This window comes from Rhizobium sp. BK008 (assembly GCF_014197345.1).
Classification (GTDB): domain Bacteria; phylum Pseudomonadota; class Alphaproteobacteria; order Rhizobiales; family Rhizobiaceae; genus Rhizobium; species Rhizobium anhuiense.
This window is the reverse complement of sequence record NZ_JACIFK010000003.1, coordinates 235633-252758: the sequence shown is the minus strand read 5'-3', so window position 1 is coordinate 252758 and position 17126 is coordinate 235633. Positions and strand designations below refer to the sequence as shown.

The following is a 17126-nucleotide window of genomic DNA, read 5'->3' as shown; positions in this document are numbered from 1 at the left end:
AACATGCAAATTCGGTAATTCATCTACCATGACGCCGAGCAAGAAAAGCAGGAAGCCCCGACCGGACAAGTCCCAGCCACTGCTACGGCAGCTCGCTGCTGTTCCTGAAACGCTGTTCGCCGGTGCATTCCGTCAACAGTACGGCGCTCTTTGCTTCCGCTACGGCGATGCCGGATCCGCGATCGAAATCCTGGTGATCACATCGCGTGAGAGCGCACGCTGGGTCATCCCAAAAGGATGGCCGATGAAAGGGAAAAAGCCTTTCGAAGCAGCGGCAATCGAGGCGTGGGAGGAGGCAGGCGTGCGCGGTGTGGTGAAGAAGAAGCCGGTCGGCCGTTATACCTATCTGAAAGAACTCGACAATGGCGATGTGGCCCCCTGTATCGTCGACATGTTTCAGATTGAAGTCACTGATATCAGCGGCGATTTCAAGGAGCGGGGCCAGCGTATCCTCGAATGGGTCAGCCCGGATGAAGCGGCACGCCGCGTTCGCGAGATCGAACTCAAGTCGCTGCTCGTCCAATTCGAAGCGCGCGGCGTAAAGAAGCTCGACCGCGGCTGACCATCTTCGCCGGCAGATAGCAGCGCCGCGCGTCTTTATCGCTCGAATGGTTCGCCGAGCGAAGCAACGCCGTTCAGTTTCAGCAGGCGACGGTCGGCGGAGATGATGCCGAGCACGATGATCGTGACAAGATAGGGCAGGCTCGACAGCAGCTGCGAGGGAACATCCAGTCCGGTTGCCTGGGCTGCAAGCCCCATCAGCGAGACCGCCCCGAAGAGGCAGGCGCCGAGGAAGATACGGCCGGTGAGCCAAGTCCCGAAGACGACAAGGGCGATGGCGATCCAGCCGCGCCCGGCGATCATTCCATCGGCCCAGAGCGGTGTGTAGACCACCGACGCATAGGCACCGGCGAAGCCCGCCATGGCGCCGCCGAAGGCGATGGCGAGGACGCGGACTGAGATGACCGGATAACCGATGGCATGCGCGGCCTTGGGGTTCTCGCCGACAGCGCGGACGATGAGACCGAGCTTGGTGTAGGCAAATATGGCCCAGAGGGCGAGGGTCGCGGCGAGGGAAATCCACACGACGATGTCCTGGACGAAAAGGCCGCCGATAACCGGCAGTTCCGAAAGTCCGGGAAGGGCGAGCTTCGGAAGTCCTCTGACGGTGAGGCTTTCATAGGTCTTGCCGAAAAGTGCCGAGAGGCCCTGGCCGAGAATGCCGATGGCAAGGCCCGCCGCCACCTGGTTTGCCCGGAATCCGAGGGTGACGAAGGCGAAGAGCAGGGAAAGGACAGCGCCGCCGAACCCGGCGACGACGAAGCCCAGGAGATGTCCGCCGCCCTGATAGACGACGATGAAGGCGAGCACGGCGCCGAAGGCCATCAATCCCTCGACCCCGAGGTTGAGGACACCGGCGCGCTCGGCCACCAGTTCGCCGAGGGCTGCGAGAAGAAACGGTGTCGCCGCCGCAAGCATGCCGGCAAGAATGAACTCGATGGCGTTCATGACGGGCTCCGGTGGGCGGCGCGGCGCCATTCCAAGCGGTAGCGCACGAAGGCGACGGCGATGAGATAGGCGAGCAGCAGACTGCCCTGGAAGACGCGGACGGCGGCGATCGGCAGGCCGGCCGAGACCATGGCATTGTCGCCACCGATATAGATGACCGCCATGACCAGCGCCGAGACCACGATGCCGATCGGGTGCAGGCCACCGAGATAGGCGACGATGATGGCCGCATAGCCATAACCGCTCGCGACCGAACGCTGCAGCTGGCCGAGCGGACCGGCGACTTCGGCAGCACCGGCAAGACCGGCGGCAAAGCCGCCGATCAGCAGCGACAGCCAGATTGCCCAACCCTCCTTGAAGCCGGCATAGCCGGCAGCCCGCGGCGCCAAGCCGCCGACCTGCAGCTTGTAGCCGATGAAGCTCTTCTGCATGAAGACCCAGGCGGCAACCGACAAAGCGAGCGTAATCAGGAAAGAGACGTTGAGGCGGGTCCCGGAAATCAGGGTCGGGACCATCGCATCATACTGGAACATCACCGACTGGGGGAAGTTGAAGCCGTTCGGATCCTTCCAGGGGCCGAGCAGCAGATAGTTCAGCAGCTGCGCCGCAACGAGGCTCAGCATCAGCGAAACGAGGATCTCGTTGGCGTTGAGGCGCACGCGCCAGAAGGCGGTGAGAGAGGCCCAGAGCGCGCCGCCGATGGCGCCGAGCAGCAGCATCGCCGGCCAGATCCACTGGCCCGTTGCCTGAGGAAACCAGACCGGAATGGCCGAGGCGAAGATCGCGCCGAGAATGAACTGGCCTTCGGCGCCGATATTGAAGACCTTGGCGCGAAAGCCGATCGCCAGTCCCTGGGCGATCAGCAGGAGCGGGCCTGCCTTTAAGAGCACTTCCGAAAATGACGCCCAGGAGAGGAAGGGCTCGAAAAGCATCGCGTAGAGGACCGCGACCGGGTCACGGCCCATCAGGATGTAAAGGCCGAGGTTGAGCGCGATCGCTATGACAAGCGCCATGACGGGCGCAAGCAGGCTCGCGGCAAGCGAGGCGCGCTCCCGGCGCACCAGGGTGGGAACGAAAGCAGGGGACCAAGCGCTCATAGACGGACTTTCTCGGGTGAGGCTTGTGCCCCGATCATGTATCGGCCGATCTCTTCGGGCTGTGTGTCCCGCGTTTTTAGCGGCGGGCTGAGCCGGCCGTGATGCAGCACCTGGATGGAATCGCAGAGCTCGAACAGTTCTTCCAGCTCTTCGGAAATAACAAGGATCGCCATGCCCTTATTGCGCAATGCGACCAGACGGCTGCGAATGGCGGATGCGGCGCCGATATCGACGCCCCAGGTCGGCTGCGCCACGAACAGCAATTTGGGAGCCAGCATGATTTCCCGGCCGACGATGAATTTCTGCAGATTGCCGCCGGAAAGCGTCCCGGCTTCCGCATCCGGGCCGGGTGTGCGGACATCATACTGACGGATACAATCCTCGGTGAACGCCGTCGCCCGCGCCTTGTCGAGAAGACCATGGCGCAAAAGCTTCAGCGGATGGGCCGTCAGCAGGCTGTTGAGGATAAGCGACATTTCGGGCACGGCGCCGCGTCCGAGCCGGTCCTCCGGAACGAAGGCAAATCCAAGCGTCCGTCGCGCCGCGGCATCGAGCCTGCCGACATCCATCCCCATCATGTAGATCCGGTCGCGCTGGTCGCGCCCCAGCACCGTCTCGCCCGAGACCAACGCGGCAAGCTCGCTTTGGCCGTTGCCCGAAATACCGGCGATCCCCAGAATTTCACCGGCATGCACTTCGAGGCTGATGCCGGAGAGCGACACCGCAAAGGGATCGTCCGGCTGATAGTCCAGACCGATGATCTCCAGCCGCTTTTCCCCGCCGGACAGCGGCAGCGCCGACAAGGGTTCGGGCATGTCGCGGCCGATCATCATGCGGGCAAGGTCATGGGCATCATGTTCACGCGGGTCGACATTCCCGGTCACCCGGCCGCCGCGCAGAATGGTCGCCCGGTCGCAGATTGCCCGGATTTCCTCGAGCTTGTGGGAGATCAACAGGATGGAAACGCCGCCGTCGCGCAGCCGGCGCAGCGTGTCGAACAGCTTCTCCACCAGTTGCGGCGGCAGGACGGAGGTGGGCTCGTCAAGGATCAGCAGCTTCGGATCGGTCATCAGGCTTCGGATGATCTCCACCCGTTGCCGCTCGCCGACGGACAGCGCATGCACATGGGCGAGCGGGTCGACTTCAAGGCCGAACTCCCGTCCAAGCGTCCGGATGCGTTCCTTGAGCTCAGCCTTGCGGCCCGGCACGACCAGCCGAATATTCTCCAAGACGGTCAGGGTCTCGAACAGCGAAAAATGCTGGAAGACCATGCCGATACCGTTGCGCCTTGCCTCCGCCGGAGAGGCGAGGCGCAAGGGTTTTCCTTCCCAGACGACGTCTCCGTCATCCGGTTGCTCGACGCCGTAGATCAGCTTCATCAGCGTCGATTTTCCCGCGCCATTTTCTCCGAGAATCGCATGGATCGATTGCGGAGCCACGTCCAGATCGATGGCCTGGTTGGCGTGGATCTGGCCGTAGCTCTTCGAAATGCCGCGCAGCGACAGGAGCGTGGTCGTCATGACTTATTTCGGCAGCGGCGTGGACACGCCCTTGACGTGCCAATTCATGGCGATGATCTCGGGGTCGGCCAAGGTCGCGCCGGATGCGACACCTTCGCTGCCGTCGGCCTTGGCGATCGGCCCGGTGAACGGCGAGAAGCTGCCGTCGGCGATCTTTGCCTCGATCTCCTTGATCTTGGTCATGACGTCAGCCGGAATATCCGAATTCCAGTCGACCACTTCGACGACCTTGTCGGCGACGCCGAGGAACGCATTGGCCCCCTTGAAGGTACCGGCGAGATGGGCATCGACCGAAGCTTTGAAGAACGGTGACCAATCCGTCGCGACGCAGCCGAGATAGGTCTTCGGCGCATATTTCTTCATCGAAGAATTGAGGTTGAAGGCATAGACGCCGGCTTCCTCGCAGGCCGAGATGACGGACGGCGTGTCCTGGGCGTTGGAGAAGATCACGTCGCACTTCTGCGCAATCAGCGCCTTGGCGGCTTCCTGCTCCTTGGCCGGGTCGAACCAGGAGTTGACCCAGACGACCGAGACTTCGATGTCGGGCTTGACCGCCTGGGCGCCGAGCGTGAAGGCATTGATCGAGGTGATGAGCTCGGGGATGGCAAAAGCCGACACGGAGCCGAGCTTGCCGGTCTTGGAAAGCGCTGCCGCTGCCATGCCGAGCAGATAGGTACCCTGGAAATATTTGGCGGCGAAAGGCGAGAAGTTCGGAGCGACCTGGAAGCCCGAGGCATGCAGAACCGTGACGCTCGGATCACGGCGGGCGATCTGCAGGGCGCCGTTCTGATAGCCGAAAGAGCCGGCGACCAAAAACTTGTTTCCGTCGGCGACGGTCTTGTTCATGATGCGGTCGGCATCCGGGCCTTCGGCAATATTCTCAAGCACGGTGACCTTCACCTTGTCGCCGTAAGCGGCCTTGATCGGCTCGAGACCGGCGGCCAGTGCATGTCCCCAGCCGACATCGCCGATCGGCGAAGGGACGACGAGCGTGATGCCGAGCGGCGCGTCGGCGGCCAAAGCAAGGCGGCTGCCGAGCACACCGGCAAGGCCGGTGGCGGCAGCGGCCGTCATCAGGTTTCTGCGGGTCAGTTTGGTCATGGTCTCAGTTCCCTCTTTTGGTTTTCTAGAATTTCACGGCGGATAGTGCAGCTTCCGCCTCGGCAGCCAGCTTGGCCTCGTCGAGCCCGGGGAATTCGCCCTTCTGCCAGACGATGCGGCCATTGATCATGGTCATGTCGGTCGCCATGCCGATGCCGACGCGGGCAATCAGGCTCAGCGGGTCGTGCCGCGTGCCGACATAATCCATGCGGCGGGTGTCGATCGCAAACAGGTCGGCGGCCATGCCGGGCGCCAGTCGGCCGATATCGCGCCGGCCGAGCAGGCTGGCACCCCCTGACGTGCCGTAGCCGAGGAAATCGACCGGAGGCGGCACGGGGTGGGTGCGGGTGGATGATACGACGCACTGCAGCATGTAGGCGGAGTGCAGGCAGTGCATCAGGTTGGAATTGTCATTGGAGGCAGCACCGTCGCAGCCGAGACCGACGCGCAGGCCGAAAGCGGCCATGGCGGGAATATCGGTGACTTCTGCGCCGACCAGATAGACGGGTTCCGAGCAGTGCGCCACCCCGGTGCCGCTGGCCGCCATCTTCCTGAGTTCGTCGTGGGTCAACTCCCAGCAATGGGCATAGAAGGCGTCGGGTCCGGCAAAGCCGAGTTCTTCCAGATAGTCGACCGTGCGCATGCCGTGACGCGCCTGGATGACCGGACTTTCGCCCTCGCCGACATGCGTGTGCATCATGACCCCGCGATCACGCGCCAGTGCCACCGATTCCACGAACGTCTCACGGTAGCAGTTCACCGGCTGGCAGGGCGCGACCACGACCTGGCGCATGCTGAAGCGGCTGGTATCGTGGTAGGCGTCGATCAGCCGGGCGCAGTCGGCGATGAATTCGTCCGTCGTTTCCAGCATCTCGTCGGGAATGGTCGAGCCTTCCGACTTCGGCAGGGTGTTGCCGCCGCGGCCGGCATGGAAACGCATGCCGAGCAGCTCGGCCGCTTCGAACTGGCGATCGATCAGCCGCTTCCCGGCATGCCGGGGGAAATTATACTGGTGATCCAAGGCCGTGGTGCAGCCATGCTTGATCATCTCGGCCATCGCGGTGACGGAGGAGTGGTAAAAGCACTCCTCGTTGAGCTGCGAAAAGATCGGGTAGATGCGGTCGAGCCACTCGATCACCGAGAGCTTCGTCCAGTCGAGATCGGCGCGGTTGCGCACGAAGCACTGGAAGAAGTGATGATGGGTGTTGACCAAGCCTGGATAGACGAACCAGCCGGCAGCATCCTGAACGGTCGTGCCGGGAGGCAGTGCGTCCGCCGCGAGATTTTCGCCGATCGCCACGATCTCTGGGCCGCTGGTCAGCAGATCGACATTGCGATGGACGACCGGTCCCTTGCCCTCGTCGACGATCACGGCCGCGCAATTCTTCAGGAGGTAGCCGGCCATCATCACGCCTCGCCCGGTTCGATCTGGGGTTCGGGCTTCAATTCGTGCAGCCGGTGAATGCCTGGCATCTCGATGAAGTTGTCGAGGGCGCGCAGCGCGCGGGACCAGAGCCGGATGGCGGGATAGGAATCCAGTATGACACCGCCATCGGGGGCCAGCGCCACATAAGGGAAGCAGGCGATATCGGCAATTGTCGGCCGGTCGGCTGCGAGGAAACGCATGCCGCGAAGGCCCTGCTCGACAAGCCCGGCCTCAAGTTCGCGAAGCGCGGCGATGCCCTGGGCCTGCAGCGCGCCGATATCGCCCGGCCGCAGCAGCATTTCGTGAAGCCGCGCTGCCCCGAGGCTTGCCGTCAGCCGGCCGGAGAACGACAGCCACTGCTGCACCCGCGCCGCTTCCTCGGCCCTGCCGCCGCCGAGCCATTCGGGTGCTGCCTTGGCGGCGAGATAGACGAGAATGGCCGAGGATTCGGTCAGGATCAGCTCGCCATCCTCCAGGATCGGAATCGAGCCTGCCGGGTTGAGCGCAAGCAGCTCGGGGCCGCGATGCTCGGCGCCGGGATGAAAATCGACCGGGCGGAGTTCCAGCTTCACTCCGGTCAGCGCCGCCATCAGGCGCACCTTGTAGCAGCTCGGCGAGAGAATGTAGTCGTAGAGCTTCATTGCGCCACCAGCTGTGCGCCATAGGTATAATTGTGGCGCTTCAGCCAGCGCCGGTAGGCGATCGATGTCAGATCGGCCCGCGTCGGGATTTCCATGCCGGGGTCGAGCGGCAGCAGCCGCGGAATCTGATTTTCGAGGATCGAACGGTCCTGCAGAAAGATCGTCTGCTGGAAGTGGATGAGGTCGGTCATCGCGGTCTCGTCGTCAAAGAGCGCCATCCATGGCCAGACGTCGCAGAGGTCCTCGGCCAGCGGCTGCACGAAAAGCGTGATGACATCCCATTCGCTCGGGCGCGGCGGGCAGGTTTTGTAAAGCACGGAGCAGGTCGGTGCCGGCACGCGGTACATGTATTCCGTGGTGATGCCGCCGCTTGCCGACTTGGCAGCCTGCGGCTGGTAAAATTTCACCTGCGTCGCCCAGACCTCGTCTTCTTCCTCGCGGATCTCGACCTTGTAGTTCTGAACCTCGGTGTGCGGCTCGGCGCCGAGAATGTCGGTGTGGACGAAGGGGAAATGGGCGATGTCGAGAAAATTCTCGACGGCACGCAGCGGCGAGCAGCGCACCCGCACCACGCCGACATCGACGAAGCGGCGGCCGGGCTGGTCGGCCTCGGGAATCGGGAAAAGCTCCTTCTTCGGCGCGCCGAGGGAGGACCAGACATGACCGTAACGCACGCGCACCGGCAGTACACGACCGTCGCCGCCCGTCACCTTGGCATTGCCGTCGCCATCGCGCGCCACTTCGATCGGCTCGCCCATCAGTGCCGTCCTGCGACCGGCGCTGTCGAGCTGGCTGAAGAGCCCGACCGGATACCATTCGTCGGTCATCGCCTGCATGGTCATTGGCCGATCTCCTTCCTCTGAAGATCTTCGGCCCGGCGGCGCAGGCTCTCGGCGGCCCGCGAAGCGCCAATGCCCGCCGCGGGGCCGGTGTCCGGCTTCAGCAGCACGTGGATCAGTGTCTGTCCATCTTCTTGAGCGGATAATAGCAGACAGATGGTCCCGCTTGTTGCATTGAACTCGAGCAAGCCTTCAGGACTTGCCTTCGCGCCAGCAGCCGCCTCGATCGCCGCAATGCCGGCCAACGCCGTCAGCGATCGCAGGGGAATGAGGCCCTCAAGCCGCGGCGGCTTCGCAGCCGGCGTGCCCACCGCGACCCAGATCACGTTGTCCGCCTCCTCGACGTCATGGGTGGCGACGCGGATGGTTTCCGGTGGCGCCAGCCCTGGATGGGCCGGAATGCGGAGACAGTTTCCGGCCTGACCATAACTCCAGCCGTGATAGATGCAGGAGAGCGCCTCGCCGCGCACGAAGCCGTGAGACAGACGCATGCCGCGATGCGGACAGCGATCGGCCGATGCCGATATGCGCCCGGAAGCGCTGCGCCACAGGGCAATCGATCCGGCTGCCGTCCGTGCCGGCATGACGGTGCCGGCTGGCAAATCCCGGGACAGAGCGACTGGCGTCCAAAAGCCGGTCGTAGCGGATGGCATGACTAGAGTTCCCAAACAAAATCATATGCTTGCCGAGCACGTCCCGCCTCCGCATCGAGGCAATTCCGCTCAACCTTATCAGGTTTGCATAATTATTTCGCATTGGCAATATTGAGTAAATAATATGCACGGCGCAAAATACACGGTAGCCGGTACTAGGCTCTTTCGCCGATGATCGTCGTGCGTTCTATGCTCTCGACCCATACGTCGATAGGCCCGAGAGAGCATCCCATCTCCATCATGTCGATCAGCTCCTCCGGCCCGGCAACCTCAAGTTCGATCCGCATGGGACTCGTATGAGAGATGGTGTGCGACAGCCCAAGCTTGGCGGCGTGGCGCCGGATCCAGGGGACAAAGGAGGCGGCCTCGAGATCACCGACGATCGTCATCCGTTCCAGGAGGTGGCTTGTATCTTGTCCCGTCATCACGCTCGCTCTTGCTTCCCCATACTATAACGCCTGGATGACCGTGCGGAAGGGGTCATCGTCAAGGCGAGGATGCTCGGCCGATCATGACGTGCTGCATTGACAAGCCTCTTCCGCTCAGGTCTACTGGCCCACTTACCGGACCAGTAGACCTGAGCGCGGGGAGGGGGAAAGCAATGGATGTTCGAGCAATGCTCGAAGACGACGTTGCGACGCTCGGCGGAGCGCCGAAGAAGTCGATGAAAGACTTCGTCGTCCAGAAGATTGCGACCTTCATAGCGACGGGCATCCTCAAAGTGGGCGATCCCTTGCCAAGCGAGCGCGAATTGGCTTCCGCGCTGTCGGTCAGCCGCGAGACCGTCCGTGGCGCGATCCTCATCCTTTCCACGCATGGGATTCTCTCCGTCGCGCATGGGACCCGAACCGTGGTGGCATCGGAGGATGTCGGCGAATTGGCTGTCCAGGCTGCGCGGTATCGCGACATTGCGGCCTACAGTCTCGACAATGTTCATGAGGCGCGACTTCTCATCGAAGCGCAGGTCGTCAGGGCTGCCGCGGTCAAGATGGAGCCTTCAACGCTTGATTATCTCCGCAAGTCGATCGCAGCACAGGAGGCCGCCTGTGACGATCCTGTCCGTTTTTTGATATGTGACCGGGAATTTCACACCGCTATCTACCGTTCCAGCGGCAACGCGGTGCTGGCTGATATGGCCGCCGACCTCTATTCCTATCTTCTCAGCCACCGAAGGCGCGTCGTATCGCAGCCCGGAAGCATCGCCACCAGCATCGCCGATCACCGGATGATCCTTGCCGGCCTGGAGACGCGGGACCCGGATGCTGCGGCCGCGGCCTTCGCAATCCACGAAACCCGTATTTATACGACGACCAAGTTACTCTTCTCGTAGTTCGCAGGGAGGCGAAACACGATGCATATTCTCATTATCGGCGCGGGAGGAATGATCGGCCGGAAGCTCGCCGCCACACTGGGGCGCAGCGGTTCCCTCGGCGGCGATACAATCACGCGCATGACCCTTGTGGATGTAACGCCTCCGCCGGTGCCCGCCGACATCTCCGTGCCGGCGGAAGCGCTGGCGGCCGATATTTCCGAAAGCGACGCAGCGGCAGCACTTGCGGCGGGTCGGGCCGATGTGATCTTCCATCTCGCCGCGATCGTTTCCGGCGAAGCCGAGCGCAATTTCGACCTCGGCTATCGGGTCAATCTCGACGGCACGCGAGCCTTGCTGGAAGCGATCCGCCGGGAAGGCAGTCGCCAAGCCTATGTCCCCCGTTTCGTCTTCTCCTCGTCGATCGCGGTCTATGGCGCGCCCTTTCCCGATCCCATTCCCGACGATTACGTGCTGGCGCCCCTCACCAGCTACGGAGTCCAGAAAGCGATATCGGAGCTTCTGCTTGCCGACTATTCGCGCCGCGGCTTCGTGGACGGCATCGGAATTCGGTTGCCGACCATCGTCATCCGCCCCGGCGCGCCGAACGCCGCCGCATCGGGCTTCTTTTCCGGAATCCTGCGGGAACCGCTCGCAGGCCAGCGTGCCGTTCTGCCGGTCGAAGAAACGGTCAAGCACTGGCTGGCGAGCCCGCGTTCGGCCGTCAGCTTCCTGATCCATGCCGCCACGCTCGATACAGCGTCGCTCGGTGTCCGGCGCACGCTCACCATGCCAGGGGTTGCCGCCACCGTTGCCGACCAGATTGATGCGCTGCGCCGTGCCGCCGGCCCCGAAGCGGCGGATTTGATCGATCGGCGCCGCGACGAGGTCATTGAGGAGATCGTCGCCGGGTGGCCGAAATCCTTTACGCCGCAACGCGCGGCGCAACTCGGATTTACCGCCGAAAGCAGCGTCGACGAGCTGATCGAGGTCTACCTCGCCGAAGATGCTCCGGGTGCATCCCGATGAGGTTGGGGAGACGGCGCGAGCCGGATCATGCGGCAGGGGCCTGACCAGGCACCCCCACAGATGCGGGATTGCCGTGCTTGAAGAACTTGAGAGAGAAGATTACGGCCGCCGGCAAGACATAACGACAATACGAATACATAGCATGTAGCGCTCGATATCTGGGAGGAGAGAGTATGGCAGGCGTTCAATTCGCGGATGTGCGGAAATCATTCGGTGCATTTCCGGTCATCAAAGGCGTGGATATCGATATCGCCGACGGTGAGTTCGTGATCCTGGTCGGCCCCTCGGGTTGCGGCAAATCCACCCTGCTGCGGATGCTGGCCGGACTTGAGAACATTTCCGGCGGCGAGATCAAGATCGGCGGGCGCGTGGTCAACACGCTGCCGCCCAAGGATCGCGACATCGCCATGGTGTTCCAGAACTATGCGCTCTATCCGCATATGACGGTGCAGCAGAACATGGGCTTCTCGCTGATGTTGAACAAGGCGCCGAAGGCGGAAGCCGAGAAGCGGGTGAAATATGCCGCCGGCATCCTTGGTCTCGACAAATTGCTCGACCGTTATCCGCGCCAGCTTTCCGGCGGCCAGCGCCAGCGTGTCGCCATGGGGCGGGCGATCGTGCGCGATCCGGAAGTCTTCCTGTTCGACGAACCGCTCTCCAATCTCGACGCCAAGCTGCGCGTCGCCATGCGCGCCGAGATCAAGGAGCTGCACCAGCGGCTGAAAACGACGACAGTCTACGTCACCCACGACCAGATCGAAGCGATGACCATGGCCGACAAGATCGTCGTCATGCATGACGGCGTCGTCGAGCAGGTCGGCACGCCGCTCGAGCTCTACGACAAACCGGCCAATCTCTTCGTCGGCGGCTTCATCGGCTCGCCGGCGATGAACATGATCAAGGGCCGGCTCGATCCGGAGAACCCGACACGATTCAGGGCACCCGACGGCACCGCGCTGCCGGTCGCCAATCCGCCCGCCGACGCCATCGGCCGCGATCTCGTCTATGGGCTTCGCCCGGAATACATCCTGCTCGATGCCAATGGCCTGCCCGGTGAAATCGTGGTGATCGAGCCGACCGGCTACGAGACGCATCTTATCCTCAAGCTCGGCGGCAGCCACCTCAGCTGCGTCTTCCGCGAACGTGTCAACGCGCGGCCGGGCGAAACCCTGCGCGTTGCGATCGACGCCGCGCATGTTCATCTCTTCGATGCCGAGAGCGGCCGGAGATTGACCGACTGAGGCCGGCCGGCGGCGGCGCGGGGCGGAGGAGCCCTCTCGTTGCCTGCAGGCAGGCACACATCCCCTCTCAGGGATGCAATGAGCGGCGTTCACCAAGCGGGAGGTGAGTGCCGGCAAGTTCGTACCCGCTTTTTTTGATGAGGAGGAATCTCATGAGGATCAGAAGACGTGACTTTCTTGCCGCCTCGGCTGCCGTCGCCGGCGCCGCCGGCCTCGGCATCCGGCCATCCCTGGCGCAGGCCGAGCCGACTTACACGCCGGAAAGCGGCGCCAGCCTTCGCCTGCTGCGCTGGACACCGTTCGTCAAGGGCGACGAGGAGGCATGGCTTGCCAACACCAAGAAATTCACCGAAGCGACCGGCGTCGAGGTGCGCATCGACAAGGAAAGCTGGGAGGACATCCGCCCGAAGGCCGCCGTCGCCGCCAATGTCGGCTCCGGCCCCGACCTCATCATGTGCTGGTTCGACGACGCCCACCAATATCCCGACAAGCTGGTCGATCTGACCGAACTCGGCAATTATCTCGGCAACAAGTATGAGGGTTGGTACGACGGCGTGAAGGGTTATGCCACACGCGGCGACACCTTCATCGCCATGCCGCTGACGGCGATCGGCAATGCCGTCGTCTATCGCGACAGCCACGTGAAGGCTGCCGGTTTCAACGAATTCCCCAATGATACCGCAGGCTTCCTCGAGCTTTGCAAGGCGATGAAGGCAAAGGGCACGCCGGCCGGCTTCCCGCACGGCAAGGCAGTCGGCGACGGCAACAACTATGCCCATTGGCTGCTGTGGAGCCATAACGGCATGATGGTCGACGAAAGCGGCAAGGTAACGATCAACAGCCCGGAAACGCTGGCGTCGATCAACTATGCCAAGGAGCTCTATGCGACCTTCATCCCCGGCACCGAAAGCTGGCAGGACGTCAACAACAACCGCGCCTTCCTCGCCGGCCAGGTTTCGCTGATCGCCAACGGCGTCTCGGTCTATTACACCGCCAAGAACGACCCGAAGCTCGCCGAGATCGCCAAGGACATCCGCACGACGAACTTCCCGATTGGTCCTGTCGGCAAAAGCGTGGAACTTTGCCAGACGAGTTCGCTGCTTCTCTTCAAGCACAGCAAATATCCGGAAGCGGCCAAGGCCTACATCAAGTTCATGATGGAAGCCGACCAGATGAATGCGTGGATCCAGGGCTCCAGCGCCTATTGCTGCCAGCCGCTCAAGGCCTTCGCCAAGAACCCGATCTGGACAGCCGATCCGGTCCACGCGCCCTATGCGCGCGCCTCGGAAAAGCTGCGCCCGAACGGCTATGCCGGCCCGCTCGGTTATGCCTCGGCAGCGACCATGGCCGACTACGTTCTGGTCGACATGTATGCGGCTGCCGTTACCGGCCAGATGTCGCCGGAAGACGCGATGAAGGAAGCCGAACGCCGGGCAAACCGCTACTATCGCGTCTGAGCCACACCTCGAACAAGCGGCATGCCGGCCTTCGGCATGCCGCAAGATCTGGGGGTTCAAAAGGCGATCTGGGAGATAAGCAATGTCGATGGCAAATTCGGGGGATAGACGTGGGCCGGTCTCTTCGCTCCTGCAGAACAACAATGTGCTCGGCTTCCTGTTCATGCTGCCGGCGGCAGTATTCCTCGTCTGTTTTCTGACCTATCCGCTGGGGCTCGGCGTCTGGCTCGGCTTCACCGATACGAGGATCGGCCGCGACGGCATCTTTATCGGACTGGAGAACTACCAGTTCCTGATGGACGACAGCGTCTTCTGGCTGTCGGTCTTCAACACCGTTCTCTATACCTTCGTCGCCTCCGTGCTGAAATTCGCGCTCGGCCTCTGGCTGGCGATGCTGCTCAACCAGCACCTGCCGTTCAAATCCTTCTTCCGGGCAATCGTATTGCTTCCCTGGGTGGTGCCGACGGTGCTTTCGGCGCTCGCCTTCTGGTGGATCTACGATACCCAGTTTTCGATCATCTCCTGGTCGCTGATGCAGCTCGGGCTGATCAGCGGACCGATCAACTTCCTCGGCGACCCGATCAATGCGCGCATCTCCGTTATCGTCGCCAATGTCTGGCGCGGCATTCCCTTCGTGGCGATCTCGCTGCTTGCCGGCCTGCAGACCATTCCAGCATCGCTGCAGGAGGCTGCCTCGCTCGACGGCGCCACCAGCTGGCAGCGTTTCCGCTATGTGACGCTGCCCATGCTGACGCCGATCATCGCCGTCGTCATGACCTTCTCGGTGCTTTTCACCTTTACCGATTTCCAGCTCATCTACGTGCTGACCAAGGGCGGGCCGGTCAACGCCACGCATCTGATGGCGACGCTGTCGTTCCAACGCGGCATTCCCGGCGGCCAACTCGGCGAGGGGGCGGCCATCGCGGTCGCCATGGTGCCCTTCCTGCTCGGCGCGATCATGTTCAGCTTCTTCGGCCTGCAACGGCGCAAATGGCAGCAGGGCGGCCAGGATTAGGAGCCAAGATTAGGAGAATAACGATGTCGACACCTTCCAACACTGCCGATCAGGCCCTGACCGATAATGCCGAAGGCATGAGCTATCTGAACCGCCTGCCGCGGCGGATCGTGATGCTCTACCTGCCGATGGCCATCTTCGTCTTCGTGCTGCTCTTCCCGTTCTACTGGATGGCGATCACTGCGGTGAAGCCGAACGAGCAGCTGACCGACTATACCAATTACAGCCCGTTCTGGGTGGTAGGAGCAACGCTCGCGCATATCAAATATCTGTTCCTCGAAACCTCCTATCCGGGCTGGCTGTGGAACACGATGCTGGTGGCGGTCTGCTCCACCTTCCTCTCGCTGGTGGCCTCAGTCTTGGGCGCCTATGCCATCGAGCGCGTCCGCTTCACCGGCTCCCGATCGGTCGGCCTGGTGATCTTCCTCGCCTATCTCGTGCCGCCGTCGATCCTCTTCATCCCGCTTGCCTTCATCGTCTTCAAGCTCGGGATCTACGACTCGCGGCTGGCGCTGATCTTCACCTATCCGACCTTCCTCATTCCCTTCTGCACCTGGCTGCTGATGGGCTATTTCCGCTCGATCCCCTTCGAGCTGGAGGAAAGCGCACTGGTGGATGGCGCCAACAGGTGGCAGATCCTCACCAAGATCATCCTGCCGCTGGCCGTCCCCGGGCTGATTTCGGCCGGCATCTTCGCCTTCACGCTGTCCTGGAACGAATTCATCTATGCGCTCACCTTCATCCAGTCATCGGAAAACAAAACCATTCCGGTCGGCGTCCTGACCGAACTGGTGCGCGGCGACGTGTTCGAATGGGGGGCGCTGATGGCCGGTGCACTGTTCGGCTCGCTGCCCGTGGTCATCCTCTATTCGTTCTTCGTGGACTACTATGTCTCCTCGATGACCGGTGCAGTGAAGGAGTAGCTTCCGCTGGATTTCGCTGCGTGGCAGCGATGCGCAAACTGCGCCCTCGCAGTGAAACCAGCGTCCCGGGGTGGTTGTTCGATAATACTTGCTACGCAGCTAATTCGTGTAGGGGCTATTTAGAGATGCGACAGTCTCGCCTCTCGACGTTCTGATCAAGGTCAACGTTGAGCGCAAGGATGACGACCTCCGGCCCGGTCGAGACCATGAGGGGTCGGAATCTTGATGCCCTGTTTGACCACCATGTCGCATAAAGAATTGCATCGCCTCAAAGTTTATTCAGACGATCCGTGATCAGCGCCTGAGCGTCGTCCAGGCCGCTGAGCTGCTTGGGCTCAACCGAAGTCAGGTGCACAGGCTGTTGCAGGCCTCCTCTGCGCCGCCTCGCCGTAGAAGAACGTTCGCAGTGTCTTCTGCGAGAGCGGCGGAAGCAGCTTGTCGCGGAGGAGCTTCAGGTTGGCACGGCCGACTCCCGCTCCGCCCTTGCTACGACCGGGCTTTTTCGGCAAGACCGCCAGGACGCAAAGGGAGCATCCGCTTGAAGCATATCCAAATCATCGGCATCGGCACGGGCAACCCGGAGCACCTCACCATACAGGCGATCAACGCCATGAACGCGGCCGACGTGGTCTTCCTGCCGGTCAAGGGCGCCGGCAAGGAAGAACTTGCCGATATCCGCCGCGAGATCTGCCAACGCTATATCACGCGGCCAGCTGCCCGAATTTCGGAGTTCGCCGTGCCGCAACGGCAGACGGCAGAGAGGAGCTATGCGCAAAGCGTCGATGCCTGGCATGGCGAGATCGCCGGTATCTATGGAGAGCTGATCGCTAGTCTGCCGGATGAGGGCAGCGGCGCCTTTCTCGTCTGGGGCGATCCCAGTCTCTACGACAGCACGATCCGCATCATCGAACGCGTGCGACGGGAAAGCGGCCTGGATTTCGATTACACCGTCATTCCCGGCATCACCAGCATCCAGGCCCTGGCTGCCAGCCACAGGATCCCGATCAACCTCGTCGGCAAGCCGATCGAGATCACCACGGGGCGCCGGCTGGCGCAGGACGGGCTTCGGAGCGACAGCACCATCGTGATGCTCGACGGCGAACAGGCTTTTGCCAAGATCGACGATCCCGATGCCGAGATCTTCTGGGGCGCCTATCTCGGCACCCAGGATGAAATCGTCAGATCGGGCCGGCTTGGCGATATCGCCGCCGACATTGTGACGCTGAGGGCCGAGGCCAGGCAGCGGCACGGCTGGATCATGGACATCTATCTCCTGCGCAAGGGACGCGATTTCGAGGAATAGCCGTTCCGACCCGTTTCTCTCATGCTTTGCCGGCCCGGCCGCGATCATGTAAGAAATGCTCAG

Annotated in this window: 17 protein-coding genes and 1 pseudogene; 9 read left to right on the top strand and 9 right to left on the bottom strand. The window is 62.4% G+C overall.

The genetic code is table 11. The annotated features are described in order from the left end of the window. The first annotated feature begins 28 nt into the window (after window positions 1-28). The gene (locus FHT69_RS15900; protein WP_025570523.1) at window positions 29-562 is read left to right on the top strand and encodes an NUDIX hydrolase; all 534 of its coding nucleotides are present in this window, start codon (window positions 29-31) and stop codon (window positions 560-562) included. A 35-nt stretch (window positions 563-597) separates the two neighbouring features. Here FHT69_RS15900 and FHT69_RS15895 read toward each other — a convergent pair whose 3' ends face one another. From FHT69_RS15895 to FHT69_RS15855, 9 genes are all read right to left on the bottom strand, one after another. After that, entirely contained in the window at window positions 598-1509 is a 912-nt protein-coding gene (locus tag FHT69_RS15895; protein ID WP_025554754.1) for an ABC transporter permease, read from the bottom strand. Continuing rightward, window positions 1506-2606, bottom strand: a complete 1101-nt coding sequence (locus FHT69_RS15890) for an ABC transporter permease (protein ID WP_025554756.1) — start codon at window positions 2604-2606, stop codon at window positions 1506-1508. The genes FHT69_RS15895 and FHT69_RS15890 overlap by 4 nt, the downstream gene beginning before the upstream one ends. After that, entirely contained in the window at window positions 2603-4126 is a 1524-nt protein-coding gene (locus FHT69_RS15885) for an ABC transporter ATP-binding protein (protein ID WP_183905604.1), read from the bottom strand. Before FHT69_RS15885 ends, FHT69_RS15890 begins: the two co-directional genes overlap by 4 nt. Before the next feature lie 3 nt (window positions 4127-4129). Then, the gene (locus FHT69_RS15880; RefSeq protein ID WP_097622429.1) at window positions 4130-5227 is read right to left on the bottom strand and encodes a BMP family ABC transporter substrate-binding protein; all 1098 of its coding nucleotides are present in this window, start codon (window positions 5225-5227) and stop codon (window positions 4130-4132) included. Window positions 5228-5252: 25 nt separating this feature from the next. Next, window positions 5253-6632 carry an amidohydrolase gene (locus tag FHT69_RS15875; RefSeq protein ID WP_183905603.1) on the bottom strand — a complete coding sequence of 460 codons (1380 nt, stop codon included), beginning with the start codon at window positions 6630-6632 and terminating at the stop codon, window positions 5253-5255. Window positions 6633-6634: 2 nt separating this feature from the next. Further along, complete coding sequence (locus tag FHT69_RS15870; protein ID WP_025554782.1) at window positions 6635-7294, bottom strand: glutathione S-transferase family protein; 660 nt, start codon at window positions 7292-7294, stop codon at window positions 6635-6637. Further along, on the bottom strand, window positions 7291-8136 hold the full coding sequence (locus tag FHT69_RS15865; RefSeq protein ID WP_097596050.1) for an aromatic ring-hydroxylating oxygenase subunit alpha: 846 nt from the start codon (window positions 8134-8136) through the stop codon (window positions 7291-7293). The genes FHT69_RS15870 and FHT69_RS15865 overlap by 4 nt, the downstream gene beginning before the upstream one ends. Further along, window positions 8133-8786, bottom strand: a complete 654-nt coding sequence (locus FHT69_RS15860; protein WP_097622428.1) for a Rieske (2Fe-2S) protein — start codon at window positions 8784-8786, stop codon at window positions 8133-8135. The genes FHT69_RS15865 and FHT69_RS15860 overlap by 4 nt, the downstream gene beginning before the upstream one ends. A gap of 155 nt (window positions 8787-8941) precedes the next feature. Next, window positions 8942-9211 carry an acylphosphatase gene (locus tag FHT69_RS15855; protein ID WP_097622427.1) on the bottom strand — a complete coding sequence of 90 codons (270 nt, stop codon included), beginning with the start codon at window positions 9209-9211 and terminating at the stop codon, window positions 8942-8944. A gap of 176 nt (window positions 9212-9387) precedes the next feature. Here FHT69_RS15855 and FHT69_RS15850 point away from each other — a divergent pair, with 176 nt between their 5' ends. The 8 genes and pseudogenes from FHT69_RS15850 (at window position 9388) to cobF (ending at window position 17063) form a co-directional block, all read left to right on the top strand. After that, window positions 9388-10116 carry a FadR/GntR family transcriptional regulator gene (locus tag FHT69_RS15850; protein ID WP_025554837.1) on the top strand — a complete coding sequence of 243 codons (729 nt, stop codon included), beginning with the start codon at window positions 9388-9390 and terminating at the stop codon, window positions 10114-10116. Window positions 10117-10137: 21 nt separating this feature from the next. Then, complete coding sequence (gene denD, locus FHT69_RS15845) at window positions 10138-11124, top strand: D-erythronate dehydrogenase (RefSeq protein ID WP_183902899.1); 987 nt, start codon at window positions 10138-10140, stop codon at window positions 11122-11124. Window positions 11125-11297: 173 nt separating this feature from the next. After that, window positions 11298-12365 carry an ABC transporter ATP-binding protein gene (locus tag FHT69_RS15840; RefSeq protein WP_183905602.1) on the top strand — a complete coding sequence of 356 codons (1068 nt, stop codon included), beginning with the start codon at window positions 11298-11300 and terminating at the stop codon, window positions 12363-12365. 152 nt (window positions 12366-12517) lie between these two features. Then, window positions 12518-13822: an ABC transporter substrate-binding protein gene (locus tag FHT69_RS15835; RefSeq protein WP_025570636.1), complete on the top strand. Its 1305-nt coding sequence runs from the start codon at window positions 12518-12520 to the stop codon at window positions 13820-13822. 82 nt (window positions 13823-13904) lie between these two features. Beyond that, entirely contained in the window at window positions 13905-14837 is a 933-nt protein-coding gene (locus FHT69_RS15830; RefSeq protein ID WP_183905601.1) for a carbohydrate ABC transporter permease, read from the top strand. A 23-nt stretch (window positions 14838-14860) separates the two neighbouring features. Further along, entirely contained in the window at window positions 14861-15760 is a 900-nt protein-coding gene (locus FHT69_RS15825) for a carbohydrate ABC transporter permease (RefSeq protein ID WP_025570624.1), read from the top strand. A gap of 225 nt (window positions 15761-15985) precedes the next feature. Continuing rightward, window positions 15986-16130 (top strand): annotated as a pseudogene (locus FHT69_RS15820) (helix-turn-helix domain-containing protein); the annotation flags it as partial. Window positions 16131-16298: 168 nt separating this feature from the next. Beyond that, a complete protein-coding gene (gene cobF / locus FHT69_RS15815; protein WP_025570626.1) occupies window positions 16299-17063 on the top strand; it encodes a precorrin-6A synthase (deacetylating) in 765 nt (254 codons plus the stop codon). Window positions 17064-17126: the final 63 nt, after the last annotated feature.

Coding starts and splice junctions, on each gene's coding strand:
- FHT69_RS15825 (WP_025570624.1), top strand. CDS start 14,861: ATGTCGACACCTTCCAACACTGCCGATCAGGCCCTGACCGATAATGCC.
- FHT69_RS15855 (WP_097622427.1), bottom strand. CDS start 9,211: ATGACGGGACAAGATACAAGCCACCTCCTGGAACGGATGACGATCGTC.
- FHT69_RS15830 (WP_183905601.1), top strand. CDS start 13,905: ATGTCGATGGCAAATTCGGGGGATAGACGTGGGCCGGTCTCTTCGCTC.
- FHT69_RS15835 (WP_025570636.1), top strand. CDS start 12,518: ATGAGGATCAGAAGACGTGACTTTCTTGCCGCCTCGGCTGCCGTCGCC.
- FHT69_RS15865 (WP_097596050.1), bottom strand. CDS start 8,136: ATGACCATGCAGGCGATGACCGACGAATGGTATCCGGTCGGGCTCTTC.
- FHT69_RS15885 (WP_183905604.1), bottom strand. CDS start 4,126: ATGACGACCACGCTCCTGTCGCTGCGCGGCATTTCGAAGAGCTACGGC.
- FHT69_RS15840 (WP_183905602.1), top strand. CDS start 11,298: ATGGCAGGCGTTCAATTCGCGGATGTGCGGAAATCATTCGGTGCATTT.
- denD (WP_183902899.1), top strand. CDS start 10,138: ATGCATATTCTCATTATCGGCGCGGGAGGAATGATCGGCCGGAAGCTC.
- FHT69_RS15880 (WP_097622429.1), bottom strand. CDS start 5,227: ATGACCAAACTGACCCGCAGAAACCTGATGACGGCCGCTGCCGCCACC.
- FHT69_RS15875 (WP_183905603.1), bottom strand. CDS start 6,632: ATGGCCGGCTACCTCCTGAAGAATTGCGCGGCCGTGATCGTCGACGAG.
- FHT69_RS15900 (WP_025570523.1), top strand. CDS start 29: ATGACGCCGAGCAAGAAAAGCAGGAAGCCCCGACCGGACAAGTCCCAG.
- FHT69_RS15860 (WP_097622428.1), bottom strand. CDS start 8,786: ATGCCATCCGCTACGACCGGCTTTTGGACGCCAGTCGCTCTGTCCCGG.
- FHT69_RS15895 (WP_025554754.1), bottom strand. CDS start 1,509: ATGAACGCCATCGAGTTCATTCTTGCCGGCATGCTTGCGGCGGCGACA.
- FHT69_RS15850 (WP_025554837.1), top strand. CDS start 9,388: ATGGATGTTCGAGCAATGCTCGAAGACGACGTTGCGACGCTCGGCGGA.
- FHT69_RS15890 (WP_025554756.1), bottom strand. CDS start 2,606: ATGAGCGCTTGGTCCCCTGCTTTCGTTCCCACCCTGGTGCGCCGGGAG.
- FHT69_RS15870 (WP_025554782.1), bottom strand. CDS start 7,294: ATGAAGCTCTACGACTACATTCTCTCGCCGAGCTGCTACAAGGTGCGC.